The following is a 25,423-nucleotide window of genomic DNA, read 5'->3' on the forward strand; positions in this document are numbered from 1 at the left end:
ATGGTGGTGGACGACCATCCGATGTGGCGGGAGGGGGTGGCCCGGGACCTCGCCGAGGCCGGTCACACCGTCGTCGCCACCAGCGGCGAGGGGCGGCAGGCCGTCCGGGTCGCCGCCGCCGCGCGGCCCGACGTGGTGGTCCTCGACCTGCAACTGCCGGACGTCTCCGGGGTGGAGGTGATCCACGGGCTGCGGGCCGTGCTGCCGCAGGTACGGGTGCTGATGCTCTCGGCCAGCGGCGAGCAGCAGAGCGTGCTGGACGCGGTGAAGGCGGGCGCCACCGGCTACCTGGTGAAGTCGGCCGCCCCGGCGGAGTTCCTGGAGGCGGTACGCCGAACGGCGGCGGGGGAGCCCGTCTTCACGCCGGGCCTGGCCGGGCTGGTCCTCGGCGAGTACCGCCGGCTCGCGGCCGACCCGGGTGGCGCCGACCCTGCCGCCGGGCGGGGTGCGCGAGGTGCCGGCCCGGCGCCCCGGCTCACCGACCGGGAGACCGAGGTGCTGCGCCTGGTGGCGAAGGGGATGTCCTACAAGCAGATCGCCGAGCGGCTCGGGCTGGCCCACCGTACGGTGCAGAACCACGTGCAGAACACGCTCGGCAAGCTCCAACTGCACAACCGGGTGGAGCTGACCCGGTACGCGATCGAGCGGGGCCTGGACGACTGAGGGGCCACCGGGAACCACCCCGAGGGTTCCCGACGGCCTGGCCCCCTCTCAGACCGAGTGCGGTGGCCGCGTCTCGTGGATGGCCAGTTCCTCGGCGCTCGCGCCGCCGCCGGCCGAACCCGCGTCGTACGCCACCGAGTCGGTCTCCTGGTCGGTGTGCGCCCCCTCGTCCGGTTCGACGAGCCGGCCGACCTGGCTGTCGGCGACGCTGCCGAGCCTGCCGTGGTCGTAGATGGAGACCGGCGAGTGGGGGTCGGAGGTGGGGCCGGGGTCGATCACATCCGCGTCGAGCTGGGCCTGCGCCGCGGCCTCCTCGCTGTCGGCCTCGGCGGCGATCCCCGGGTCGACGGGGCCGGCCAGCGGGTCGTCGACCGCGCGTTCGCGCTGCTCCCGGTCGAGCTTGTAGTCCAGCGACTCGCCGTCGAGCTGCTCGTCGGCGGTGGTCCCGTACCGGTCCACCGCGACCGGCGTCCGGTCACCGGGCAGCTGGGCCGGCTCCGGGCCGTCCGCCTCGCGCCCGGTCAGGACGTCGTCGTTGGCGCTCGAGTCGTCGTCGGCGGTGTCGGGCAGGCCGTCCGCCTCGGGGTCGGACACGGGGGTCGGGTACTCGTCGTCGCGCATGGCAGATCACTACCCACTGCCCTCCCGGCATAACCGGTACCGCCCGTGGCCATCAGGGCGGAAGAGGGACGGCGGGGCAGGATCGGGACGGCGGTCAGCCGTGGTGGGCGGCGGCCTCGTCGTCGGGGTGCAGGACGCACCAGACGACCTTGCCGTCCGGCACCAGGCTGCTACCCCAGCTACGGGCGACGGTGTCGATCAGCAGCAGGCCCCGCCCGCCGACGGTGTCCAGCGGGGCCGGCCCGGCGAACGCCGGCCGCCGGGGCGAGTGGTCGCGTACCGCCAGGCGCAGGGTGTCGTCCCGGGGCGCCAGGCGGACCGTCATCGCGGTGCGTGCGTGGGCGACGACGTTGTTCACCATCTCGGTGACCGCGATGCAGGCCGGCTCGACCAGCTCGGGCAGGCCCCAGCGGTCGCACGCCTCCGCCACGAGCTGCCGGGCCTGCCGGGCGGCCTCGACGACGGGCGGGAGGTCGGCGTGGACCGCCGCGGTCGGCGCGGCGGCCAGCCCGGCCCTCGCCCCGTCCAGGGTCGGCCAGGCCGGCACCCCGTCGACGGCGCCGCTCGGATCACAGAGCAGCAGGTCGGCCGCGGGCCAGTCGCGCACCTCCCGGCGCACCTCGGCGAACACGCCCCCGGCCACCGGATCGGTCACCCGCAGGCCGGTGAGGTCGGCCACCACCGGGCCGGGCCGGCCGCAGAGCCGGGCGAGCAGGCCGTCGCGCACCACGTCGACGCCCGACCGGTCGAGCACGCCGGTCAGCCGGACCACCCCGGAGGCCTCGTCCGTCTCCACGCGGCAGCGCACGTCGGTCGGCATGATCGCTTCATTGTGCACCGCCGGCCCGGATCGCGCACCCGACCGCTCGGCCCCCGACATCAGCGATCCGTCCGCGCTCGCCGGGTCATCGCGGCCACCGTCCCGACGGCTGTTCCCGCCGCCGCCAGCCCGAAGGCGGCGGTCATCCGGACCAGGTGCCGTCGTCGGCCGTGCCAGCCGCCCTCGCGCCGCGCCGCCGCGTCGGCGTGGAAGACGTTGCCGGTGCTGTCCGGCCGGGGGGCGGGCCCGAACTGGGTGCGGTGCGCGTACCAGGCGAGGAGCCGCTCGGCGAGCGCCGGTGCGAGCCGCCACTGGAGGCTGATCAGCCGGGCGGCCCCGCCGGCGTACGCCTCGCGTCGGGGCCGGCGCAGCAGCCGGACGATCGTCTCGGCCACCACCTCCGGCGGGTAGACCGGGGGCGGCGGCACCAGCTCCCGGCCGGTGTGGTTGGCGGCGTGCCGGAAGAACGGGGTGTCGATGGTGGCCGGCAGCACCGTGCAGATCGACACGTTGCCCCGCCCGGTCACCCGCATCTCCTGCCGGACCGTGTCGGCCAGCCCGCGGATGCCGTGCTTCGTGGTGTTGTACGCCGACTGGTAGGGCATCGCCACCTCGGCCAGCACCGAGGCGTTGTTGACCAGCACCCCGCCACCCGCCGCGCTCAGCTGGGGCAGGGCGGCCCGGGTGCCGTACGCGGCGCCGAGCAGGTTCACCTCCAGCACCCGCCGGAACTCCTGGACCGGGATCTCGTCGAAGAGCCCGACCGCGCCGACCGCGGCGTTGTTGATCCAGCCGTCGATCCGGCCGAACTCGGCGACCGCGCGGGCGGCGAGCCGGTCCACGGCTGCCGGGTCGGTCACGTCGGTCGGCACCACCAGCGCCCGCCCGCCCAGCTCCCGGCATCGCTGGGCGACCTCCTCCAGGGCCACCTCGCTCCGGGCGGCCAGCACGACGGCGGTACCGCGCCGGGCGAGTGCGTACGCGGTGGCCGTACCGATGCCGCTGGAGGCGCCGGTGAGCACGACGGTGGCGTCGGCGAGGCTGCGGGTGAGAGGCATTTCTCGCCCCTACCCCCGCTGGCAGGGGTCATGCGACCGACGCCGATCGGATGGCCCGTGGAGCCGGACGGCATCCGACAACAGTTGCCGTGACGCAAGTACCCGCCGGGCTCTTCCCGATCTGCCAGGTTTCGGCTCCCGGGGGTTCGGTTAATGGGACCCTCTGACCGAGGACCACCACTCGAGAAGATCGCATGGAGGTGACCCATGCGCGTCGGCCTCGTCTGCGCGCACGCCGGCCCGCCCAGGGGCGTCGACGGCCTGACCGTCGGCACCCACCAGCACATCGCCAGGGTCGCCGCCGAACTCGCCGCGCGGGGCCACGACGTCCGGGTGTACGAACGCCGGGACGACCCGGACCTGCCGGAGACGGCGACGGTCGACGGCTACCGGATGGAGCGGGTGCCGATCGGCCCGGCCGCCCCGCTGCCCACCGCCGAGCTGGTGCCGCACGTGTCCGCGTTCGGCGCCTGGCTGGCCGACCGGTGGGCGGGGGACTGGCGCCCCGAGGTGGTGCACGGGCACTACTGGATCGGCGGGCTGGCCGCCGCGCAGGCGCTCCGCGAGACCGACATCCCGGTGGTGCAGACCTTCCACTCCCTCGGCGTGGAACAGCTGCGCCACCTCGGCCGGCAGTACGACGGGCCGGGGGAGCGGATCCCGCTGGAGCGGGCGCTGACCCGGGCGGTGGACATCGCGGTCGCCCAGTGCAACGACGAGGTCGACGAGCTGACCCGGATGGGGCTGCAACGCGCCTCCGTGGCGATGGTGCCGGCCGGCGTCGACACCACGCAGTTCCACCCCGACGGCGAGGCCGCCCCCCGCGACCAGCGGGCCCGGATCCTCTCCGTCGGCGGGCTCTCGGCCGGGCACGGCCAGGAGGACCTGATCCGGGCCATGCGCCTGGTCGGCGACGCCGAACTGGTGATCGCCGGCGGCCCGCCCGCCGGGCAGCTCGCCAACCACGCCGAGGCCCGGCGGCTGGGCGAGCTGGCCGAGCGCAGCGGGGTCGCCGACCAGGTGAAGCTGGTGGGCGCGGTGCCGCACGACCAGATGGCCACCTGGTACCGCTCGGCAGACGTGGTCGCCTGCACCCCGCACTACTCCTCCGCCGGCCGGGTGTCGCTGGAGGCGATGGCCTGCGGGGTGCCGGTCGTCGGCTACGCCATGGGCGGGATCGCCGACGCGGTGGTCGACGAGGTCACCGGGCGGCTGGTGCCGCCGGGCGACGTCCGCACGCTGGGCGTGACGCTACGCCGGCTGCTCGCCGACAACGCCGGGCGGTTCGCGTACGGGCACGCCGCCGTGGACCGGGTGCGGTGCAGCTACACCTGGGAACGGACGGCGGGCGCGCTGGAGCGCCTCTACGAGCGGGTGGTGAGCCGCCGCAAGCCGGTCGAGGCGGCCTGAGGGGCCGGCCGGCGCGCGAAGGTCCACGACACACCGGCGGCCGGGTGCTACAGCGGACGGCCGGCTGCCCCGACGCCGACCATGCCCCGGTCCCGTTCCCCGGCGACCGCGTGGTGGTGCTGGGGTTCGGCGTACCGGGTGAGACCGATGACCGCGCCCAGCGTGACCAGGAACCCGACCGCGGCGAGCCACTCCCGCCCGGGCCAGATCTTGTCGTTGAGCAGCAGCAGGCCGACGATCGCGGCGGGCACCGCCCCGGCGGCGTCCATCGCCGCCACGGCGGCCGTGGTCGAGCCGCGCTGCATGGCCAGGCCGAGCAGCAGTTGGCCGACGATCGAGTGGGCGATCAGCAGGTAGAGCAGCGGATCCTGGACGAACGCCTCCGGCGTCGGGGCGGAGGCGAGCGGTCGGGCGGCCACCGCGGCGGCGGAGAACGCCAACCCGGCCAGCGCGCCGAGCGCCACCGAACCGGGCGCACCGTGCAGGCGTACCGCGAAGAAGCCGACCACGGCGATCACGCCGAGTGTCACCGCCAGGACGACCATGCCGGCTTTGCCGAGCGGCTTGGCCGGCGCGGGCTCGGCGGAGAGCACCAGCGCGGTGATCCCGGCGAACAACAGCACCAGCAGCGCCACCTCGGCGGCCGGCAACCGCCACTTCAGCACCAGTACGCCGAGCAGGGCGGTGACCCCGAGCCCGGCGGCGACGGCGGACTGGACCAGGAAGAGCGGCAGGTCCCGCCGGGCCAGCAGGGCCAACACGAACCCGGCCACCTGGCAGCCCAGCCCGACCAGGTAGGTGCGGTGCCCCGCCAGCCGCAGCAGCAGCCCCGGGTCGAAGGAGTGGTGCACGGTGGTGCGGGCGGCGGCGACCGACTGGAGCAGGTTGGCGACGCCGTACGCGACGATCATCGCCGCCAGGAAACACCAACCGGAGGAGACCACCTGGCGAGGATAGAGGCTGCGGTAGGTCAGTGCTCGGTTGGCCGACCCAGCCGGGAGAGGACGTCGGCGTGCAGCGCGCCGTTGCTGGCCACGGCGCTGCTCTCGGTGCCGGCGTCGCCGGAGGGGGCGGGCCGGCCGGCCAGGTCGGTGAACGTCCCGCCCGCCTCGGTGACGATCGGCACCAGCGCGGCGACGTCCCACAGCGACAGTTCCGGCTCCACCATCACGTCCAGCGCACCCTCGGCCAACAGCATGTAGCCGTAGAAGTCGCCGTACGCCCGGCTGCGCCAGGTGTCCCGCATGAGCTGGAGCATCGCGTCCAGCCGGCCGGTGGACTCCCAGCCGGTCAGCGACGAGTAGCAGAAGCTCGCGTCCGCGAGGTTCTGGACTGCGGAGACCCGGATCGGGGCACCGCTGGCGGCGTCCGGGCCCGCGTACGCGCCCTCGCCGAGCGCGCCCCACCAGCGCCGCCCGAGCGCCGGTGCGGAGACCAGCCCGGCGACCGGGCGGTCCCCCTCCAGCAGTGCGATCAGGGTGGCCCAGACCGGTACGCCGCGGATGAAGTTCTTCGTGCCGTCGATCGGGTCGACCACCCAGCGCCGGCCCCCCGGGCCGCTGGCGGGCTCCTCGCCGTACTCCTCGCCGAGCAGGCCGTCGCCCGGCCGGTGCGCGGCCAGTAGCGCGCGGATCTCCCGCTCCACCGCGGTGTCCGCGTCGGAGACCGGGCTCAGGTCGGGTTTCGCCTCGACCCGCAGGTCGAGCGCCCGGAACCGGGCCGTGGAGACGGCGTCGGCGGCGTCGGCGAGCAGGTGGGCGAGGGCGATGTCGTCGGCATACCCGGGCATGCCGCAACGGTAGCGACGCCCGGGTCAGGCCCCGGCGGGCGGGTCGCGCTGGTCGGTTGTCTCCCCCCGCGGGTCGCCCTCGCCGGACCGGGAGGCCAGCAACCGGCGGTACGAGGCCAGCCGGCGCGGGTCGGCCTTGCCGGCGGCCACCCAGGCGTCCAGGCCGCAGTCGGTCGTGTCCGGCGTGTGCGGGCAGTTGGCGGGGCAGTCGACCGTCCCCTCGACCAGGTCGGGGAAGCCGTGCAGCAGGCTGTCGGCGGAGACGTGTGCCAGCCCGAAGCTGCGCACGCCCGGGGTGTCGACGATCCAGCCGGCGTCGGCTCCGGGGCGCGGCGCGGCGGCGGACGCGCGTGAATCGTCGCCATCGGGCAGCCGGGGCAGCCGCAGTGCCACCGCGCTCGTGGAGGTGTGCCGGCCCCGGCCGATCGCGCTGACCGTGCCGACCGCCCGCGCGGCGTCCGGCACGAGGCGGTTGACGAGCGTCGACTTGCCCACCCCGGAGTGCCCCACCATGACCGAGATCCGCCCGGCGAGCAGGCTGCGCAGGGCGTCGAGGTCGGATTCGGGGCGGATCAGCACGTACGGCAGTTCCAACTCGGCGTAGTAGCCGAGCACCGTCTCGGGGCCGGCCAGGTCGGCCTTGGTGAGGCAGAGCAGCGGCTCGATGCCGGCGTCGTACGCGGCCACCAGGCACCGGTCGATGAAACCGGTGCGCGGCGGCGGGTCGGCGAGCGCGCTGACGATCACCAACTGGTCGGCGTTGGCGACGACCACCCGTTCCAGCCGCCCCTCGGCGGTGGTCTCGTCGTCGTCGGCGGTACGCCGCAGCACCGACGTCCGCTCGGCGATCCGGACGATCCGGGCCAGCGCCCCGGCCGCGCCCGAGGTGTCCCCGACCAGGCCGACCCGGTCGCCGACCACCACCGACTTGCGCCCCAGCTCCCGGGCCCGCATGGCGGTGATCGTGGGCACGTCCGGCCCGGCGTCGGGCGGCACGCACGTGTAGCGGCCCCGGTCGACGGCGATCACGAAGCCGTCGACCGCGTCCTCGTGCCGGGGTCGGGTGCGGGTACGCGGGCGCGACGACCTGCCGGGCCGCACCCGGACGTCGTCCTCGTCGTACTCCCGCCGTCTGGTCGCCAGGACCGCCCCCCCGTCGTGTCAGCTCTTGCCGGTCACCATCGCCGACCATAGTGCCGGAAACTCGGGCATGGTCTTCGAGGTGCAGGCCACGTCACTCAACTCGATGCCCGGCACGGCCAGACCGGCCACCGCGGCGGCGTGCGCCATGCGGTGGTCGTGGTAGGTCTCGAACACCCCGCCGTGCAGCGGCCGGGGCCGGATCTCCAGCCCGTCGGCGGACTCGGTGATGTCGGCGCCGAGCGCGGCGAACTCCCGGGCCAGCGCGGTCAGCCGGTCGGTCTCGTGCCCCCGGATGTGGCCGACGCCGGTGAACCGGGACGGCGAGTCGGCGAGCATGGCCAGCGCGGTCAGCGCCGGGGTCAGCTCGCTGACGTCGGAGAGGTCGGCATCCAGGCCGTGCACCACGCCGGTGCCCCGGACCGTCAGCCCGGCGGTGGAGAGCGTCACCTCGCCGCCCATCCGCTGGAGCAGCGAGCGGAGCTGCTCGACGGGCTGGGCGCTGCTGCGTGGCCAGCCCTGGAGGGTCACCTCGCCGCCGGTGACCAGGGCGGCGGCGAAGAACGGCACGGCGCCCGACAGGTCGGGCTCGATCTCCCAGCCGCGCCCCGTCAACGGGCCGGGCTCGACCACCCACACGTCGGGGGTGCCGTCGTCGACCGCAGCGCCGGCGGCCCGGAGCATCTGCACCGTCATCCGCAGGTGCGGCGCGGAGGGCACCGGCGGGCCCACGTGCCGGACCACCACACCCCGGTCGAAGCGCGGTGCGGCCAGCAACAGCCCGGAGACCAGTTGGCTGGAGGCGGAGGCGTCGATCACCACCTCGCCGCCGGTCACCCGCCCCGCGCCGAGCACGGTCAGCGGCAGGCTGCCGGTGGCGGGGGCGTCGACGCGTACGCCGAGGGAACGCAACGCCCCGATCAGCGGGCCGAGGGGCCGGGTGCGGGCCTGCGGGTCGCCGTCGAAGGTGATCCGCCCGTCGGCCAGGCCCGCCACCGGCGGGACGAAGCGCATCACGGTGCCGGCCAGGCCGACGTCGACGTGCGCGGGGCCGACCAGCGGGTGGGGGCGGACCAGCCAGCGCTCGTCGTCACTGATCGACATGTGCGCGCCCATCGCGCGCAGCCCGGCGGCCATCAGCTCGGTGTCCCGCGCGCGCAGCGGACCGGCCAGGGTCGACGGGCCGCTGGCCAGCGCGCTCAGCACCAGGGCGCGCGCGGTCATCGACTTGGACCCGGGCAGGCGCAGCATCGCCTCGACCGGGTCGGAGGCGGTCGGAGCGGTCCACGGCTGCGGCGGCCGGGTCGCGATCAGGTTCCCCACGCCTACATTCTGCCGTGTCCGGACGGCGGGCGAGGCTGGCCGGTGCGCGTGCTCCCGGTCAGCGGGACAGCCGGGCGGCCTGCGGGGGGCTAGCGTGTGCGGCATGTGCGGGAGGTACGCGACGACCCGGAGCGCGGGCGACCTGAGCGCGCTGTTCGAGTCCCAGGACGAGACCGACGGCCGGGCCGGCCCTGACCACAACGTCGCGCCCACCGACCCGGTGCCGCTGGTGCGGGTCAGCCCGGAAGGCCACCGCGCGCTGTCGGTCGGTCGCTGGGGGTTCGTACCGGCCTGGTCCCGGTCGCCCGCCGGCGCCGCTCGCATGATCAACGCCCGCGCCGAGACGGTCGCCACCAGCCGGGCGTACGCGAGGGCCTTCGCCCGTCGCCGCTGCCTCGTCCCCGCCGACGGCTGGTACGAGTGGGTCCGCTCGGCGGACGGGCACAAACAGCCCTACTACATGACCCCGCTGGACGGCTCGGTGCTCGCCTTCGCCGGCATCTGGTCGGTCTGGGAGGGCTCCGGCAGTCCGCTGCTGACCTTCAGCGTGCTCACCACCGCCGCGCTGGGCGAACTGGCCGAGGTGCACGACCGGATGCCGTTGCTGCTGCCCAGGGAGCGCTGGGGGGCGTGGCTGGCGTCGACCGGTGAGCCGGAGGGGCTGCTCGCCCCGCCCCCGCCCGACTGGCTGGCGACGCTGGAGATCCGCCCGGTGGGGAGGGCGGTGGGGGACGTACGCAACGACGGGCCGGAGTTGACGGCAAGAGTGTCGATCGCCCGGGCCGCCGCGCCGGAGGAAATGACGCTCTTCTGACAGCCCGACACATTGTCGGGTGTGATTTGCCTGAGTTGCGGGCGAAACGTCGCATCGTTGTTGGCCCGAATTTACCGTGAAGTCTTGTCCCGATGTCCGGAAGTGCGATACAACACAGCGCCGGTAGTGGGCGCGACTCGCACGGGGCGGACGACGCTCATCGATCTTGCCGGTCCCACGGGGGAGGTGGGTGGATGACACGGGCACGTATGCCCCGCCCGCACGAGGTGGCCGCCGCACGACGAGATCCGCGGCTGTTGCGGGCGTTGCGGGAGCGGCGACAGGACGAGGCGTGGCGGACCAGGGGAACATGCCAGAACGTCGACCCGGAAACGTTCTTTCCGGCGCCGAACGAGCCGGCCGACGCGGCCGTCGCGCTCTGCCGAAGCTGTGACGTGCAGGGATCCTGCCTGGCCTGGGCGCTGGACGTGGGTGACTGCCACGGAGTCTGGGGCGGCACCACCCCGCGCGAACGGCGGGCCATGCTGGTCGCCTGGCGCGATGAGGTGCAACCGGATCCGGACGCCGCCGACGAGGCCGGTCCGCCGGTCCGGGACCGGCTGCTCACGCTGGTGCCGCTGAGCTGACCCTCGACTGAACCGCCCACATCCGACCTGCCGTATGTCGGCCTCCGCCGTATCCAGCCACCTGGTCGGCCTCCGCCGTATCCGGCCCGCCGCCGTCGGCCTGCCGTATCCGGCCTTGGCTGCTGTCGGCGTTGCTGCCGTCGGCCTGTGCCGTATCTGGCCGCCGTAGTAGGCCCGGGTGGCGGTCGCCGGCGGCCGGGTGGCATCAGCCAGCCTGACGTGCTCGGCGGGCCGGCTGTCCGTCGTGACCCGGACGCCGCAGAATGGGCCGGTGCCGCAGGACGACGAGATCCCCACCCCGCGCGGACCCGCCCGGGTCGACACCGATCTGCCGGCGGGCGCGCCGAGCGCCCTGCTGGTGCTCGGCCACGGCGCGGGCGGTGACGTCGACGCCCCCGACCTGCGTGCGGTTCGAGACGCTGCGGTCGCCGCCGGGCTGGTGGTGGCCCGGGTGACCCAGCCGTACCGGGTCGCAGGCCGGCGCGCACCGGCTCCGGCGGGGCACCTCGACGAGGCGTGGATCGCCGTGCTCGCCGTGCTGCGGCAGCGGCATCCCGGCGTACCCCTGCTGGTGGGTGGACGCTCCAGCGGCGCGCGGGTGGCGTGTCGCACCGCAGCGGCGGTGGGCGCCGCCGGGATCGTGGCGCTCGCATTCCCGCTGCATCCGCCCAGCCGCCCGGAGCGGTCGCGGGCGGCGGAGTTGGCGACCGGCCTGCCGACCCTCGTGGTCAACGGCGACCGTGACCCGTTCGGGGTGCCGGAGCCCGGGCCGGAGGTGCGCGTGGTGACCCGCCCGGGGGAACGGCACGACCTACGGGCAGACCCGCCCGGCACGGCCGCAGTGGTACGCGCCTGGCTCCAACAACAACCCTGGACCCACCCCTGACCCCCACCCCTGCCCCCGAGCCTGTCGCGCCCCGCAGCCCCTGAACGCCCGCGATCTTGCAGTTTGCGCCCCGACAAAAAGGGCGATAAGTGCATCTCGTGGCCCCAAAGTGCAAGATCGGCGGTGTTGGTGGCGGATCCTGGTCCGCGGGCTGGTGTCGGTGGGGTGCTTTTTGGGGGAGAAGGGGACGGGGAGGGGGCAGGGTGGGCGGGTCGGGGGGCCGTGTCCGGTGGGCGCGGCGGGTCGTTGCATCGGATGGTGTCGCGCGCCCGCTCCGGGCGGTCGGCGCCTGTCCTCCCAGGCCCTTCCTGGTCCCAGCGTCGGCCTCTGCCTGCGCCGGGACCAGGAACGGGGGGAGGACAGCGGAATGCCCCGCCCCGTCGAGGGCGTTGCACCCTCCGGATGACATTTCTGGCGAGGGGGGAGACCGGTGCCGACCGAGACGCGGGCCCGGGAACGGGACGAGCGGGAAGCGCGGCAGGTACGACGGCTGCTGGGTGGCCCGGACTGGCCTGCGGCGATGCCGCCGCTCGGCCCGGCAGCGGCGAGCACGGTGAGTACGAGCACACCCGCCGGAAGTGAATCTGCCGGTACGTCCGTACGCGTATCCTCGGCGGGAAAGCATCCGACGCGAGGGGATGTGCGGTTGACCACCGAGAAGACGGACGAGCGCAGGGCCCGCTTCGAGCGGGACGCGATGCCCTTCGTCGATCAGCTCTACGCTGCCGGGCTGCGGATGACCCGCAACCCGGCGGATGCCGAGGACCTGGTCCAGGAGACGTACCTGAAGGCGTACGCGGCCTTCCACCAGTTCGAGCAGGGCACGAACCTGAAGGCCTGGCTCTACCGGATCCTGACCAACACCTACATCAACTCCTACCGCAAGCGGCAGCGTCAGCCCATCCAGGCGCCGACCGACGAGATCACCGACTGGCAGCTCGCCGAGGCCGAGTCGCACACCTCCAGCGGGCTGCGGTCGGCCGAGACCGAGGCGCTGGACCGGCTGCCGGACAGCGACGTCAAGGAGGCCCTCCAGGAGTTGCCGGAGGAGTTCCGGCTGGCTGTCTACCTCACCGACGTCGAGGGCTTCTCGTACAAGGAAGTCGCCGACATCATGGGCACGCCGATCGGCACGGTCATGTCGCGCCTGCACCGCGGCCGGCGTAATCTGCGCAAGCTGCTTGAGCAGTACGCCGCCGAGCGGGGCTTCAGCGCCGCGGCGTCGAAGAAGGGCTCGACCGCTGCCGCCGGCCGGGAGGTGTGACGTGAGCTGTGGGAAGCCGCACGAGACGGACTGCCGAGAGGTCATCGCGGAGGTCTACCTCTACCTGGATCTGGAGTGCGCCGAGGAGCGGCGCACGCTGATCCGGTACCACCTCGACGAGTGCGGGCCGTGCCTGCGCGAGTACGGCATCGAGCAGGAGGTGAGGGCGTTGGTCGCCCGTTGCTGCGGCAACGAGACCGCGCCCGACGATCTGCGGGAGCGGCTGCGGCTGCGCCTCACCGAGCTGGTCGTCTTCGAGAACACCGAGTCGCGGGAACTGGCCGACTGAGGCCGGGCCGGCCGGTGGCCCGGGTCGTGACGACCCGGGCCACCGGCGTTTTGCTGACTGCTCGACGCCGGGCCGCGGGGCCCGGCAGCCGGTCAGGAGTTGGGGCGCTTGCCGTGGTTCGCGCCGCTCTTCTTACGGGCCTTCTTCTTACGGGCCTTCTTCGCCATGGTGACCTCCTCGTGATGGTCGGATCCGCCTGCGCACGAGCTCGGCGCCGGTGCACGCACCGGTCCTCCCGGCGCCGGGGTCCGACCCGCTGATGCTAGTGCGGCCGGCACCCACCGTCGTCCGCCGGGGCAGCCGGCCGTACGCCGCGCCGGGCGACACGCCGCCGCCCGGCACCGGAGTCGATCCGTACGCTCCGGTCCGCTCCACGCCCGCCGGAGGGCACCCGCATGATTGGATACGTCGGCAGGAAGTCGCTAGAGGGAGGGCTCTGAAGATGGCCGAGGAGATCCGCGCCGAGATGGTGGCGAACGTCTGGAAGGTCGTCGCGTCGGCCGGGGACACGGTGTCCGAGGGGGACACGCTGGTGATCCTGGAGTCGATGAAGATGGAGATCCCGGTCGTCGCCGAGTCCGACGGTGTCGTCAAGCAGCTCGCGGTCAACGAGGGCGACGTCGTGCAGGACGGCGACCTGATCGCGGTGATCGATTGAGCGGCCTGTCGGTCCGCAGGGCCGGGCCGGCCGACTTCCCGGCGGTGGCCCGGCTGACGGTCGCCGCGTACGAGGCGGACGGCCAGCTCAAGAGCGAGCACGGCTACGCCACGGTGCTCGCCGACGTGGCGTCCCGGGCGGAGGACGGCGAGGTGTTCGTCGCCGCCGACGACGCCACCGGCGAACTGCTCGGCTCGGTGACCTTCGTCCTGCCCGGCACGCGGTACGCCCAACTGTCCGGGCCGGGCGAGGCGGAGTTCCGGATGCTGGCGGTGGACCCGGTCGGGCAGGGGCGGGGCGTCGGCGCGGCGCTGGTCGAGGCCTGCGTGTCGCGGGCCGCCGAGCTGGGCTGTTCCGCCGTGGTCATCTGCGTCCGCAGCGGCTTCGCCGCCGCCGCCCAGCGGCTCTACCAGCGTCGCGGCTTCGTGCGGGTGCCCGAGCTGGACTGGGTGCCCCTGGACGGGGTGGAACTGCTCGGCCTCCGGCTGGAGCTCGTGAGCGGCTGCCCCGGCGGGAGGTAGCCGGCCCCACCGTCACCGGCGCGTGAGGCGTCGCCAGAGACGGTGCAGGCGGGAACGCGGCCGGGGAAGCGGGCGGGTGGCCGTCAGCGAGGTGGCCAGGGTCGCCGTCTCCGGGTCCAGGGCCGGGCTGGCCAGGGCCAGGTGTGCCAGGGACGGCGCGATCGGCACCGCGCGGGTACGGGCCGCCGCCGCCGCGTCCGCCAGCCGTTCGGCGACCACCCGGGCCACGTCGGGGCGTACCGCCGGGTCGACCCAGGCGGCGGTGACCAGGGCGAACAGTGCCGCCTCGGTGACCCAGTCCTCGACACCCCAGACCAGGTCCAGCAGCACCCGGCGCCGGGTCGACTCCGCCCACGGCTCGTCGGTGCGGTGGTGCAGCAGACCGAGGCACGCCCACACCTGGACGCAGCGCACCCAGAGCGAGGGGTCCTGCCCGAGTACCCGGCCCAGCGCGGTGGGCGGCGCCTCCGGGGGGTGCGCCAGCAGCCCGAGCAGGTCGGCCAGTTCCAGGGTGGCCAGGCCCACCGCCGCGTCGTACGCCGCCGGCGGGTGCGGCCACGCCGGGTGGGCGAGCTGCCGCAGTCGCGCGGCAGCCTCCGGCGAGGGCGCCGGCACGGCGGGCGCGACGGTCGTACCGTCGTGGCGCCAGAGCTGCGAGGCGACCGCCCGGCGGGGCTCGCGCGGGTCCGGGTCGGGCACGCCGGCCACCTCGATGCGCAGCCCGGGCGCGGCCGTCGCGGCGGTACGCGTGGCGCTGGGCGGCGCGGGCGAGTCCAGCCGTACGGCGCCGAGGCCCACGCGCTCGTCGGCGACGGCCTGACGCAGCGCGTCCACCACCGCCCCGGTGGCCGGGGTGACCTGCCCGAGCCAGGGCCGGCCACGGCAGCTCTCGGCCAGGTCGCCGTGCTCGTGCGTGTCGTCGGGATGGTCCCGGACGAAGTCGGCGAGCGCGACCAGGTGCGCCACGTCGCCGTCGCGCTGGTGCCGCAGCCGGTGCGCGGTGTGCACGGCGCAGTCGAAGGAGGGGTCCCGGGCCAGCGCCCGGTCTATCCAGTCGAGCGCCTCGTCGAGCCGCCCGTTGTCGGCGAGGGTTCCGGCGATGTCGGCGTAGACGGTGAGGTCGTCGGGGTCGTGCTCCACGGCGCGGCCGAGTGCCGTCAGCGCCTCGCGGGTGCGGCCGGCGCTGCGGTAGGCGTACCCGAGCCACACCTCGCCGATCTTCGACGGCTCCGCGCGTACGCCCCGGGCGGCCCAGCGGATCGCCACGTCGACCTCGCCGACCCGCCTGGCCAGCGCGGACGCCGCGCCCAGCAGCAGGCCGTGCGCGGGGTGGACGGTGACCGCGTTGCGGGCCAGCGCCAGGTAGGGGGCCAGGGCCGCCCGGCCGGCCCGGGGCACCGGATCGGACACGGCGGCGCAGACCTGCATCAGGATCCGGGCGGTCCGGTCCGGTTCGAGGCGATCGGCGAGTTCCGGGGTGGTCACCCACGGCACACCTGCCCAGTCGGTCCCCGGCGCGTGGCTGGTCGCCGCGACCAGGAGGTCGAGCCCTTCCGCGGGGCGCCCGGCAGCGGCGAGCAGGTGGGCGCGGGCGACCACGGCACCGACGTAGGCCTGGCCCCGGAGTGGGAAGAGATCGATGCCGCCCTCGCCGTCGGCGGCGGCGAGCCGGGCGAGGGCCTCGTGCACCTCGGGCAGGGTCGGGGCCTGGGCCAGCGCGGCGGCGACGTGACCGGCCGCGTGCGCCAGGTCGCCGTCGTCCATGGCGAGTCGGGCCAGGGCAAGTTCCTCCGCCGCGGAGAGCGACCGGTCGTCCTCGGGCACGTCGTCCTCTCGCTCGTGTGTGCTCCGGTTGGGGCCGGGCAAGCCTAGGTGATGTTGGGCCGAGATGGTGATCATCTGCGCACTACTGCTCGTTCGATTGCTCTGATCAGATCAAACGTGCAAGACTGAGCAGGAAACGCGCGGCAATCGCGCAGTGGGAGGAGCTTCCGTGACGCGTGCAGGGGCTGGGATGGCAGCCGACATCGACGAGCAGCCGGCGGGCTACGAACGGTTGCTCTCCGCCGAGCATGCCGGCGCCATCGCCCGGGTGGCGGCGGTCATCGCGGAGCGCCGTCCCCGGCACGTGGTGTTCACCGCCCGGGGCACCTCCGACCACGCCGCGCTCTACGGGGCGTACCTGACCGAGATCCGGCTCGGCCTGCCCGCCGGCCTCGCCTCGCCCAGCGTCGTCACCGTCTACGGCGCCCGGCCGGACCTTTCCGACGCGTTGGTCATCGGCGTCAGCCAGAGCGGCGGCTCGCCCGACCTCGGCGAGGTGCTGCGGACCGCCCGCGACTCGGGCGCGCTGACCCTCGCGGTCACCAACGCACCCGACTCCCCGCTGGCCGGCGTCGCCGAACTGAGCGTGGACATCGCCGCCGGGCACGAGCGCGCGGTGGCCGCCACCAAGACCTACACCGCCGAACTGCTCGCCCTGCTGCTGCTCGTCGAGGGCATCCGGGCCGGCGACGGCGTGCTGCCCGCCGACGAGCGCGAGGCGCTCGCCGCCCTGCCCGAGCTGGCCGCCCGCACCCTGGAAGACCCCACCCCGACCCAGCTCGCGCCCCGCTACCGGTTCGCCGGCCAGCTCGTCACCACCGGCCGGGGGTACGCGTACCCGACCGCCCGCGAGGCCGCGCTGAAGCTGATGGAAACCTCCTACCTGCCGGCGCTCGCGTTCTCCGGCGCAGACCTGCTGCACGGCCCCCTCGCCATGACCGACCCGGACGTGCCGGTGCTCGCCGTGGTCGGCTCCGGGCCGGGCGGCCGGTCGATGGGCGAGGTGCTGCCCCGGCTCGGCGAGCGTCGTGCCGACGTGGTGGTGGTCGGCTCCGCCGACGTCGAGGGCGCCACCCGGATGGCCGTCCCCGAGGTCGACGAGCGGTACGCGCCACTGCTCGACATCCTGCCGTTGCAGCGCCTGGCGTTGGCGCTGGCGCTCGCCCGGGGAGAGGACCCGGACGCGCCGCGCGGGCTGAAGAAGGTCACCGCCACGATGTGACGCCCGTCGTGGCACGCTGGTCAGCGTGTCCACGCTGCGCAACCTCGCTGAGGAGCACACGCGCCTCCGCCCGGCCGACATCGACCACCTGCACCGGATCGCCGGCGACTGGCAGTTGCTGTCCGATCTGTCCTTCGCCGACCTGCTGCTCTGGGTGCCCGTGGACGCCGACGGGACGTTCCTCTGCGTCGCCCAGGTCCGACCGACGACCGCACCCACCGCGTACCTGGACGACCAGGTGGGGCGGATCGTCGGCGGGCCCGAGATGGCCCACCTGGAGGTGGCCCACCGGCAGGGCCGGATCTGGCGGGAGGGCGACCCGGTCTGGTACGGCGACGTGCCCGCCCGGCACGAGGCGATCCCGGTCCGGCTCCGCACCACCGACGGCGAGGCCGGTGACGTGATCGCCGTGGTGGGGCGGGACACCAACCTCTCCACGGCGCGTACCCCCAGCCAGTTGGAGCTGAACTACCTCACCACCGCCGACGACCTGGCCCAGATGATCGCCGACGGGACCTTCCCACCGCCGCGCCATCCCGGCGAGACCACGTCGGCCCCGCGCGTCGGCGACGGGCTGGTCCGGCTCGACGCAGGCGGGAAGGTCACCTACGCCAGCCCGAACGCGCAGTCAGCGTACCGGCGGCTGGGCTACGCCTCCCACCTGGTGGGCGAGGACCTGGCGGCGCTGCACCGCCGGCTGGCCGGCGACCCGCTGGAGGGCACGGACGCGGCGAACGGCATCCTCGCCGCGCTGCGCGGCGAGGCGCCGCCCCGCCGGGAGATCGACGCGCGCGGCGCGACGATGCTCACCCGGGCCCTGCCGCTGATGCCCGCCGGAGTGCCCATCGGCGCGCTGGTGCTGGTCCGCGACATCACCGAGGTACGCCGCCGCGACCGCGCCCTGATCACCAAGGACGCGACCATCCGGGAGATCCACCACCGGGTGAAGAACAACCTCCAGACCGTCGCCGCCCTGCTCCGTCTCCAGGCCCGCCGCGTCTCCATGCCGGAGGCCCGGGTCGCCTTGGAGGAGTCGGTACGCCGGGTCGCCTCCATCGCGCTGGTGCACGAGACCCTCTCCATGTCCAGCGACGAGGCTGTCGAGTTCGACGGCATCGTCGACCGGGTGGCCAGCGCGGCGACGGAGGTGGCCGCGACCGAGTCGACGGTCGGGATGCGACGCGAGGGCAGCTTCGGGGTGCTCCCCGCCGAGGTCGCCACGTCGCTGGTGATGGTGCTGAACGAGTTGCTGCTCAACGCCGTGGAGCACGGCTTCCCGCCAGCCGCGGAAGCTCCCGCCGACGCGGCCGGTCCGGGAACGCCGGCCCCGGGGACGCCTACCCCGGCCGCGCCGGAGGTGGTGGTGTCGGCACACCGGTTCCGGAAGATGCTGCACGTGTCGGTCACCGACAACGGGCGCGGGCTGCCGCCCGGCTTCGACGCCGAACGGGGCGGCAACCTCGGGTTGCAGATCGTCCGGGCGCTGATCACCGGCGAACTGCGCGGCACCATCGAGCTGCGCGACGGCGCGAAGGGCGGCACCGAGGCGACCCTCGTCGTCCCGCTGGCCCGTACCGCACCCGAGGGCCGCTCCGCCGGCTGACCCGGGGCGCCGGTGCCGGTGGCGGGGCGCCAAGATCAGTTGATCGAAAACCAGCCCTGAACGGCCCGCCACACCAGCTCACCATCAAACGATCGAGCCCGGGCACGGGGGAGCCGGGGCGGGAGGCAGGCGGCAGGTGGCAGGTGGGTCAGCGGGTTAGTAGGGCGACGGTCAGGCCCGGGCGCGGCCAGACCTGGTCGACCGTGAAGCCGGCGCGCAGCGCGTCGCCCTTGGCGCCGGGGACGGCGGCCAGCGGATCCTCGCGGCGGCCGGTCACCACCAGCCAGACCCGCTCCGCGCCGGCCAGGCACTCGGCCGGGCGGGCGCACTCGGCGGCCCACAGGTCGCCCCGGCGGGCCTGGTCCTCGGTCACCAGCACGTCGCGGGGGCGACGGTCGCCCAGGTGGTACGCGAGACCCAGGTCGGGGAAGAACCAGCTCTGCCGGGGCGAGTAGACGATCACGTCGCCCGCCCGTTGACCGTCGGCGACGATCCGGGCCGCGCCCCGGTAGTCGACCGTCGCGCTGCGGGGCCACTCGTGCGTACGCCGCAGCGATGCCTGGTCGGGTAGCCCGAGCAGCCCGGCGAGGGCGACGACGGCGAGCGCTGGCGGCAGCGGCACCGCCGCGAGCGCCGCGCCGGCCAGCAGGCAGGCGAAGGGCACCACGAAGACGAGATACCGGGGCACCCAGAGGGGCACGACCAGCCCCGCGACGAAGAGCAGCAACACGGGCAGCAACACGGCGAGCCCGGGCAGCAGGGCACGCCGGCCCAACCGTGCCACGCCGAGCGCCGCGAGGCCCACCAGCAACCCGCCCACCACCCCGCTCTGTGTCACCCCACCCGCGAGCGCGGCCAGGTCGTCGGGACGGGCGGTCCCCACCCAGCCGAGCTGCCGGGAACGCTGTTCCCGGGCGAGCAGCACCAGCGGCGTCAGCAGCAGCGCGGCCGGCACCAGGGCGAGCACCCAATACAGCGGACGGTTCCCGGGCCCCGTACGGCGGGTGGCGAACACCGCCACGGCGTGCGCGGCGAGCAGGGTGAGCGCGACCAGATGGGTGAGCCCGAGCGCGGCGACGGCGGCGGCGTACCCGGCCCAGCGCGTCCACCCCGGCCGGGTCATCGCCTCGACGAGCAGCAGGGTCGCCAGCACCGCCAGGAAGGTGGCCAGCGCGTACGGGCGGGCCTCCTGCCCGTACCGCGAGGTGCCGGGGAGCACCGCGAAGATGAACCCGGCGAGGAGCCCGGCCCGGGCATCGATCAACCGCTGTCCGAGGACCGTGGTCAGCCCGGCCGTGGCGGCCATGGCCAGTGCGGCGGGCAACCGCAGCGCGGTCACCGAGTCGCCGAAGAGGGCCACCCAGGCGTGCATGAACAGGTAGTACGGGCTGGTGGCGGCGTCGATGGTGCCGGCGAGCCGGTACAGGTCCCCGATCGAACGGCTTGCCGCGCTCCAGGTGGCCAATTCGTCGCGCCACGGCTGCGCGTGGCCGATCCCGGTCAGCACGACAGCCAGGGTGGCCAGCGTCGGCCCGACCCAGAGCAGCCGACCCGTACGATCCGGCCTGCCTGTCGCCTCGCGCACCGGCGGGACGCGGTCGCTGGGCGGGTCAGCGGAACCGGTCACGTATCGCAGCGTCACACAATCCGGACCTCCCGTGCGCCGATCCGCCGATCGGGCACCGCCGGGCGACGAAGCTCTCCTGCCGGCCGGTCTGGGCGTCAGCCCTCGACCGTGACCCCGTGCTTTTCGCACGCTGCCACGAAGTGGGGCAGCGCCTCGCGCAGCGACAGCCGGTAGAGCTCGGCCCCCGGGCCGGTCTCGCCGCGGCTGCGCTGGACCCGTTCCACCAGACCGACCGTGGTGAACCCGACCTCGGCCAGGTGGGGGTCCGCCGACGCCTCGAAGAGTTCGGCCAGTTCCACCAGCTTCTCGCGGGGCACGACGGGCCCCTGCTCACCGTGGATCAGCGCCCCGCTGGAGCGGCACGCGCGTACGCCGCTGTCCTCGTCGTCCGGCGACGTGATGCTCTGGTACGCCACCACCGCGCCGACCCCCACCAGGACGAGCCCGAGCAGGGCGGCCGTGGCCACCGCGACGCGGCGGCGCCGCCGGAGCGGGCCGGTGGACGGCGCGGTCGTGGCGCCAGCGTCCGGGGCCGGGGCCGGGTCGACGTGCGGGTAGGTCATGGGGGAGCGTCCTCCGTTCGGGTGGCGGCGAAGGCTAACACCGGTGGTGGCCGGGGTGTGGCCCGTGATGTGGGATCTCGCACGCGCTCGTTGGCCGGCCCCTGTCCGGTGTGGCAGCATGACTTCCATGACCGCCGCTGTCGTCCGCCGCTTCGTGGCCCGCCGCCACGTCGATTACGGCCGCATGCGCAGCGCGATCTGTCCGGCCCACTGACGACGCCCGACCAATCTGTCTCGGGCGCGCCTCGCGCCGGCTGCTTCGACACCGTTGTCCCCAGCCCGTTCCGACGGGTCGGCCGCGCGCCTTGCGTGTCTCTGAGGCACCGCAGACAACGGAGGACGCCGCCATGGCGGTCAGCAGCATCCCGGCCCGGGCCGAGGACCCCACGTCCCCCCGACCGGTCCGTGCCCCCCGCCGGCCCCGCGGGGAAGGCCAGTGGGCGCTCGGTCACCGAGAGCCGCTCAACCCCAACGAGCGGATCAAGAAGGACGACGACCCGCTGAACGTGCGGGCCCGGATCGAGAACATCTACGCCCATCATGGGTTCGCCTCGATCGATCCGCAGGATCTGCGTGGTCGGTTCCGCTGGTGGGGCCTCTACACGCAGCGCAAGGCGGGCATCGACGGCGGCCGTACCGCCGTGCTGGAGCCGCACGAGCTGGAGGACGAGTTCTTCATGCTCCGGGTCCGGGTGGACGGGGGTGAGCTCAATCTGGCGCAGCTCCGGGTGGTCGCGGAGATCTCCCGCGAGTTCGCCCGGGACACCGCCGACATCACCGACCGGCAGAACATCCAGTACCACTGGATCAGGGTCGAGGACATGCCGGAGATCTGGCGCCGGCTGGAGTCCGTCGGCCTCCAGACCACCGAGGCGTGCGGCGACTGCCCCCGGGTCGTGCTGGGCAGCCCGGTCGCCGGGGTGGCCCGCGACGAGCTGGTCGACCCGACGCCGGCGGTCGACGAGATCGTCCGCCGGTACGTGGGCGACAAGGCGTACTCCAACCTGCCGCGCAAGTTCAAGACCTCCATCTCGTGGCTGGTCGACACCCCGTACGAGGCGAACGACGTCTCCTTCCTCGGGGTGGACCACCCGGACCACGGCCCGGGCTTCGACGTCTGGGTCGGCGGCGGCCTGTCCACGAACCCCATGCTGGCCAAGCGGCTCGGCGTCTGGGTGCCGCTGGACGAGGTGCCGGATGTCTGGGCCGGCGTGGTGGGCATCTTCCGCGACTACGGCTACCGCCGGCTGCGTAACCGGGCGCGGCTGAAGTTCCTGGTCGCCGACTGGGGCGTGGAGAAGTTCCGCGAGGTGCTGGAGAAGGAGTACCTGGGTCGGGCACTGCTCGACGGCCCGGCTCCCCAGCTGCCCGACCGGCCGGTGGACCACATCGGGGTGCACCCGCAGCGCGACGGTCGCCGCTACGTGGGCGCCGCCCCGGTGGTGGGCCGGGTCTCCGGCAGTCAGCTCGCCCGCCTGGCCGACGTGGTCGAGGCGCACGGCAGCGAGCGGGTGCGGCTCACGCCGTACCAGAAGCTGCTGGTGCTGGACGTGGCGCCGGAGCGGACCGACTCGCTGGTGCGGGAGCTGCGGGGGATCGGCCTGGAGGCGCAGCCGTCGGCCTGGCGGCGCGGCACGATGGCCTGCACCGGCATCGAGTACTGCAAGCTGGCCATCGTCGAGACCAAGGCGCGCGGCGAGGAGCTGGTGACCCGGCTGGAGGAGCGGCTGCGCGACTTCGACGCCGACATCTCCATCCACCTCAACGGCTGCCCCAACGCCTGCGCCCGCACCCAGGTCGCCGACATCGGCCTCAAGGGTCAGCTGGTGGTCGGCCCGGACGGTCGCCAGGTGGAGGGCTTCCAGGTCCACCTCGGCGGCGGGCTCGGTATGGCCGAGGGGCAGACCGCCGGGTTCGGCCGCAAGCTGCGCGGCCTGAAGACCACCGCCGAGGAGCTTCCGGCGTACGTGGAGCGGCTGGCCCGGTGCTACCTGGCTGGCCGGGAAGCGGGCGAGACGTTCGCCAACTGGGTGATCAGGGCCGACGAGGAGGAACTCCGATGAGCGAGCGCAGCGAGGTGACGCGATGAGCGAGCGCAGCGAGCGAATCAGCAGGTGTGGTGCCCCTCGTCGCGGTGCCGAGCGCAGCGAGGTGACGCGATGAGCGAGACGCGTTCCGCGCCGCTGTACTGCCCGTACTGCGGCGAGGAGGACCTGCGGCCGAGTGAGTCCGGTCATGGCGCCTGGGAGTGTCACGCGTGCGCCCGGGTGTTCACGGTGAAGTTCACCGGCCTGCTCGGTACGGCGGTGGCCCGGTGAGCGGGGGCGTGGGCGACCGGCCGGGCCTCGTCTCGGCGGCGGGCCTGGGCCTGGTCGGGCCGGGCGGTCCGACGCCGGCCGACCCGGCGCGGCGCGGCCCCGACGAGCTGCGCGCGTTGGCCGAGGAGGCCGGCCGGGAGCTGGAGGGCGCGCCGGCGCTGGAGATCGCGCGTTGGGCGGCCGAGACGTTCCGGGACCGGTTCTGCGTCACCAGTTCCATGGCCGATGCCGTGCTGGCCCACCTGGTGTCCCGGGTCGCCCCCGGGGTGGACGTGGTCTTCCTCGACACCGGCCTGCACTTCCCGGAGACGCTGAGGGTCCGCGACGAGGTGGCCCGGACGCTGCCGGTGAACGTCCGGTCGATCCGGCCACGACTGACCGTGGGCCAGCAGGACGGCCGGTACGGCCCCCGCCTGTTCAACAAGGCCCCGGACGACTGCTGCCAGCTGCGCAAGGTGGAGCCGCTGGAGCGGGCGCTCGCCGGCTACGACGCCTGGGCCGCCGGACTACGCCGGGACGAGTCACCGACCAGGGCGAACACGCCGGTGGTGACCTTCGACGCCCGCCGGGGCAAGGTCAAGGTCAACCCGATCGCGGCGTGGCGGCAGGCCGACGTGGACGCCTACGTCGCCCGCTGGAACGTGCCGGTCAACGAGCTGTTCAAGCAGGGGTACGGCTCGATCGGCTGCTGGCCCTGCACCCGCCGTACGAAGGCGGGGGAGGACCCGCGGGCCGGCCGCTGGGCCATGTTCGAGAAGACCGAGTGCGGACTGCACGTCTGACCCGGCCGGTCCCGGGCTCCGCCCCGCCGCGAGCGTTCTGGCTGCCGGTCGCGGCCCGGCCCGGGGCGTCCGGGCCGCCGGAGGTGGCCCGACCGGGAGCGTCCGGGCCGTCGGGTGCGGCCGACCCGGTGGTCCTGGTCGCCCACGGCAGCCGGGATCCGAGGGCCGCCGAGGCGACCCGGGCGCTGGCCGGGGCAGTGTCGGCGGCCCGGCCGGGCACGCCGGTGCTGGCGAGCTGGCTGGACCACACCGAGCCGGGACCGGCGACGGTGCTGCGGGACCTGGCCGCCGCCGGGCACCCCCGGGCGGTGCTGGTGCCGCTGCTGCTGACCGCCGCGTACCACCGGCGGGTGGACATCCCGGCGGCGGTCGCGGCGGCCCGGGAGACGTGGCCACCGATCGAGGTACGGGTGACCGAGGTGCTCGGCCCCGCCGACGGAGAGGTGGACGCCGGGCTGCTGGCGGGCCTGCGCCGACGGTTGGGTGAGGCGGGGCCGGGCCGGTTCGACGGGCTGGTGCTGGCGGCGGCCGGCACCAGGGACGCCCGGGCGCGTGGGTCGGTGGGCCGGGTGGCCGCCGCGCTGCGCGCCGGTCTCGACGTGCCCACCCACGTGTCGTACGCCTCGGCGGCCTCGCCGACCGTCGACGCGGCGGTGGCGCGGCTGCGGGCCCGGGGCGCCCGGCGGGTGGCGGTGTCGGCGTACTTCCTGGCGCCCGGCCTGTTCCACGACGCCGTTGCCGCGGCGGCGCGGGATGCCGGGGCGGTGGCGGTGTCCGCCCCGTTGACCGACGCACCGGAGCTGGCCGACCTGGTCCTGCGGCGCGTGGACGCCGTCGGCAGGGTGGCCGGGCTCACGGCGCGTCCATGATCGGAAGCGGCGTGCCGCGGGTAGGAGAGCGGTGTGCGGACAGCAGTACGCCCCGGCGGGCGTACCCGGCCGGGGCGTATCGCTGGTGCGTGGGGATCAGGCGGAGTGAGCGCGCAGCACCCGGAGGCCACCGCGGCGCTTGACGGCGCGCCGCTCCTCCTCGCTCATCCCGCCCCAGACGCCGGCGTCCTGACCGGACTCCAGCGCCCACTGCAGGCACTGGTCGGTCACGGAGCAGCGCCGGCAGACGGCCTTGGCCTGCTCGACCTGCAGGAGAGCCGGTCCGGACGTCCCGATCGGGAAGAACAGCTCCGGGTCCTCGTCGCGGCAGACAGCATGGTGACGCCAGTCCATGGCGGCAACACTCCTCATTCTGGGTGGGTGGCAGATATTGCTTCTGTTGCTTTTCCTATATGCATCCGCAGAGCCGATGGTGACGGTTCGCGTCCGGCTATTCGGCAGTGCGTGAGCAGGCTGTGTCGGCCCCGCGGACCTGCTGGAACAGCTCAACCTGCCGAGCATATCCAGGCAATGTCCCGGTAACTCAAGTTCGCTTGTGAATACTTTCACGAACGCCCGGGATGTCAAGGGTGGCGCTCGGAAAAACTCCGGGCGGTGAGCAAGCCCACAACCCCTTTGTCCGGATTCCAGCGCCTTCCTGGTTACCCGGCGTACCACTGTCTTGGATCAATATAGTACAGTCCGCGTGACATTGCTGACATTTCCGGCACCTGCCCCTCGGTGTGGCGGCCGTCGCATCGGGCGGCGTCGC

26 protein-coding genes are annotated in these 25,423 nt (G+C 74.4%); 15 read left to right on the forward strand and 11 right to left on the reverse strand.

Features of this window, described 5'->3' with window-relative positions; translation table 11 throughout:
• Positions 1 to 663, forward strand: a complete 663-nt coding sequence (locus AB0D32_RS11515) for a response regulator transcription factor (RefSeq protein ID WP_357088095.1) — start codon at positions 1 to 3, stop codon at positions 661 to 663.
• Between the two features lie 48 nt (positions 664 to 711).
• On the opposite strand, the gene AB0D32_RS11520 is transcribed toward AB0D32_RS11515, so the two are convergent.
• The 3 genes from AB0D32_RS11520 to AB0D32_RS11530 all read right to left on the reverse strand — a co-directional run bounded on the left by AB0D32_RS11520 (position 712) and on the right by AB0D32_RS11530 (position 3,162).
• Positions 712 to 1,284, reverse strand: a complete 573-nt coding sequence (locus tag AB0D32_RS11520) for a DUF5709 domain-containing protein (protein WP_357087938.1) — start codon at positions 1,282 to 1,284, stop codon at positions 712 to 714.
• A 94-nt stretch (positions 1,285 to 1,378) separates the two neighbouring features.
• Positions 1,379 to 2,104: an ATP-binding protein gene (locus AB0D32_RS11525; RefSeq protein ID WP_357087940.1), complete on the reverse strand. Its 726-nt coding sequence runs from the start codon at positions 2,102 to 2,104 to the stop codon at positions 1,379 to 1,381.
• 59 nt (positions 2,105 to 2,163) lie between these two features.
• Complete coding sequence (locus AB0D32_RS11530) at positions 2,164 to 3,162, reverse strand: SDR family oxidoreductase (protein WP_357087942.1); 999 nt, start codon at positions 3,160 to 3,162, stop codon at positions 2,164 to 2,166.
• 207 nt (positions 3,163 to 3,369) lie between these two features.
• Here AB0D32_RS11530 and AB0D32_RS11535 point away from each other — a divergent pair, with 207 nt between their 5' ends.
• A complete protein-coding gene (locus AB0D32_RS11535; protein ID WP_357087944.1) occupies positions 3,370 to 4,572 on the forward strand; it encodes a glycosyltransferase in 1,203 nt (400 codons plus the stop codon).
• A gap of 47 nt (positions 4,573 to 4,619) precedes the next feature.
• On the opposite strand, the gene AB0D32_RS11540 is transcribed toward AB0D32_RS11535, so the two are convergent.
• From AB0D32_RS11540 to aroA, 4 genes are all read right to left on the reverse strand, one after another.
• On the reverse strand, positions 4,620 to 5,516 hold the full coding sequence (locus AB0D32_RS11540; protein WP_357087947.1) for a hypothetical protein: 897 nt from the start codon (positions 5,514 to 5,516) through the stop codon (positions 4,620 to 4,622).
• Between the two features lie 26 nt (positions 5,517 to 5,542).
• Positions 5,543 to 6,361, reverse strand: coding sequence for a histidinol-phosphatase (hisN, locus tag AB0D32_RS11545; protein ID WP_357087949.1), 819 nt, complete (start codon positions 6,359 to 6,361; stop codon positions 5,543 to 5,545).
• Positions 6,362 to 6,385: 24 nt separating this feature from the next.
• A complete protein-coding gene (gene rsgA / locus AB0D32_RS11550; RefSeq protein ID WP_357088099.1) occupies positions 6,386 to 7,357 on the reverse strand; it encodes a ribosome small subunit-dependent GTPase A in 972 nt (323 codons plus the stop codon).
• 165 nt (positions 7,358 to 7,522) lie between these two features.
• On the reverse strand, positions 7,523 to 8,824 hold the full coding sequence (gene aroA / locus AB0D32_RS11555) for a 3-phosphoshikimate 1-carboxyvinyltransferase (RefSeq protein ID WP_357087952.1): 1,302 nt from the start codon (positions 8,822 to 8,824) through the stop codon (positions 7,523 to 7,525).
• Positions 8,825 to 8,927: 103 nt separating this feature from the next.
• Between aroA and AB0D32_RS11560 the strand changes: the two genes are divergently transcribed.
• From AB0D32_RS11560 to AB0D32_RS11590, 7 genes are all read left to right on the forward strand, one after another.
• Positions 8,928 to 9,638: an SOS response-associated peptidase gene (locus AB0D32_RS11560; protein WP_357087954.1), complete on the forward strand. Its 711-nt coding sequence runs from the start codon at positions 8,928 to 8,930 to the stop codon at positions 9,636 to 9,638.
• 194 nt (positions 9,639 to 9,832) lie between these two features.
• Positions 9,833 to 10,225, forward strand: a complete 393-nt coding sequence (locus AB0D32_RS11565; protein WP_357087957.1) for a WhiB family transcriptional regulator — start codon at positions 9,833 to 9,835, stop codon at positions 10,223 to 10,225.
• Positions 10,226 to 10,496: 271 nt separating this feature from the next.
• Positions 10,497 to 11,111, forward strand: a complete 615-nt coding sequence (locus tag AB0D32_RS11570) for an alpha/beta family hydrolase (RefSeq protein WP_357087961.1) — start codon at positions 10,497 to 10,499, stop codon at positions 11,109 to 11,111.
• Positions 11,112 to 11,541: 430 nt separating this feature from the next.
• Positions 11,542 to 12,375 (forward strand): sigma-70 family RNA polymerase sigma factor, encoded by an 834-nt coding sequence (locus AB0D32_RS11575; RefSeq protein ID WP_357087964.1) that lies wholly within the window; start codon positions 11,542 to 11,544, stop codon positions 12,373 to 12,375.
• A 1-nt stretch (position 12,376) separates the two neighbouring features.
• Positions 12,377 to 12,664, forward strand: coding sequence for a mycothiol system anti-sigma-R factor (gene rsrA / locus AB0D32_RS11580; protein WP_357087967.1), 288 nt, complete (start codon positions 12,377 to 12,379; stop codon positions 12,662 to 12,664).
• A gap of 436 nt (positions 12,665 to 13,100) precedes the next feature.
• Positions 13,101 to 13,322, forward strand: a complete 222-nt coding sequence (locus AB0D32_RS11585; protein WP_199729539.1) for a biotin/lipoyl-binding carrier protein — start codon at positions 13,101 to 13,103, stop codon at positions 13,320 to 13,322.
• Complete coding sequence (locus AB0D32_RS11590) at positions 13,319 to 13,843, forward strand: GNAT family N-acetyltransferase (protein ID WP_357087970.1); 525 nt, start codon at positions 13,319 to 13,321, stop codon at positions 13,841 to 13,843. The genes AB0D32_RS11585 and AB0D32_RS11590 overlap by 4 nt, the downstream gene beginning before the upstream one ends.
• A 12-nt stretch (positions 13,844 to 13,855) precedes the next feature.
• Here AB0D32_RS11590 and AB0D32_RS11595 read toward each other — a convergent pair whose 3' ends face one another.
• Positions 13,856 to 15,667 carry a tetratricopeptide repeat protein gene (locus AB0D32_RS11595; protein WP_357087973.1) on the reverse strand — a complete coding sequence of 604 codons (1,812 nt, stop codon included), beginning with the start codon at positions 15,665 to 15,667 and terminating at the stop codon, positions 13,856 to 13,858.
• Positions 15,668 to 15,857: 190 nt separating this feature from the next.
• Here AB0D32_RS11595 and AB0D32_RS11600 point away from each other — a divergent pair, with 190 nt between their 5' ends.
• Entirely contained in the window at positions 15,858 to 16,889 is a 1,032-nt protein-coding gene (locus AB0D32_RS11600) for an SIS domain-containing protein (protein ID WP_357087976.1), read from the forward strand.
• A 25-nt stretch (positions 16,890 to 16,914) separates the two neighbouring features.
• A complete protein-coding gene (locus AB0D32_RS11605) occupies positions 16,915 to 18,492 on the forward strand; it encodes a histidine kinase N-terminal domain-containing protein (protein WP_357087979.1) in 1,578 nt (525 codons plus the stop codon).
• Positions 18,493 to 18,640: 148 nt separating this feature from the next.
• Here AB0D32_RS11605 and AB0D32_RS11610 read toward each other — a convergent pair whose 3' ends face one another.
• The gene (locus tag AB0D32_RS11610) at positions 18,641 to 20,077 is read right to left on the reverse strand and encodes a glycosyltransferase family 39 protein (RefSeq protein ID WP_357088102.1); all 1,437 of its coding nucleotides are present in this window, start codon (positions 20,075 to 20,077) and stop codon (positions 18,641 to 18,643) included.
• Between the two features lie 137 nt (positions 20,078 to 20,214).
• The gene (locus AB0D32_RS11615; RefSeq protein ID WP_357087982.1) at positions 20,215 to 20,682 is read right to left on the reverse strand and encodes a hypothetical protein; all 468 of its coding nucleotides are present in this window, start codon (positions 20,680 to 20,682) and stop codon (positions 20,215 to 20,217) included.
• 347 nt (positions 20,683 to 21,029) lie between these two features.
• On the opposite strand from AB0D32_RS11615, the gene AB0D32_RS11620 reads away from it, so the two are divergent.
• The 4 genes from AB0D32_RS11620 (at position 21,030) to AB0D32_RS11635 (ending at position 24,651) form a co-directional block, all read left to right on the forward strand.
• The gene (locus tag AB0D32_RS11620) at positions 21,030 to 22,745 is read left to right on the forward strand and encodes a nitrite/sulfite reductase (protein WP_357087984.1); all 1,716 of its coding nucleotides are present in this window, start codon (positions 21,030 to 21,032) and stop codon (positions 22,743 to 22,745) included.
• 96 nt (positions 22,746 to 22,841) lie between these two features.
• Positions 22,842 to 23,000: a hypothetical protein gene (locus AB0D32_RS11625; RefSeq protein WP_357087987.1), complete on the forward strand. Its 159-nt coding sequence runs from the start codon at positions 22,842 to 22,844 to the stop codon at positions 22,998 to 23,000.
• The gene (locus AB0D32_RS11630) at positions 22,997 to 23,782 is read left to right on the forward strand and encodes a phosphoadenylyl-sulfate reductase (protein WP_357087990.1); all 786 of its coding nucleotides are present in this window, start codon (positions 22,997 to 22,999) and stop codon (positions 23,780 to 23,782) included. Before AB0D32_RS11625 ends, AB0D32_RS11630 begins: the two co-directional genes overlap by 4 nt.
• 83 nt (positions 23,783 to 23,865) lie before the next feature.
• Complete coding sequence (locus AB0D32_RS11635) at positions 23,866 to 24,651, forward strand: CbiX/SirB N-terminal domain-containing protein (RefSeq protein WP_357088105.1); 786 nt, start codon at positions 23,866 to 23,868, stop codon at positions 24,649 to 24,651.
• A gap of 96 nt (positions 24,652 to 24,747) precedes the next feature.
• On the opposite strand, the gene AB0D32_RS11640 is transcribed toward AB0D32_RS11635, so the two are convergent.
• Positions 24,748 to 25,005 carry a WhiB family transcriptional regulator gene (locus AB0D32_RS11640; RefSeq protein WP_007072794.1) on the reverse strand — a complete coding sequence of 86 codons (258 nt, stop codon included), beginning with the start codon at positions 25,003 to 25,005 and terminating at the stop codon, positions 24,748 to 24,750.
• Positions 25,006 to 25,423: the final 418 nt, after the last annotated feature.

Source organism: Micromonospora sp. NPDC048170 (assembly GCF_040652795.1).
Lineage (GTDB): Bacteria > Actinomycetota > Actinomycetes > Mycobacteriales > Micromonosporaceae > Micromonospora.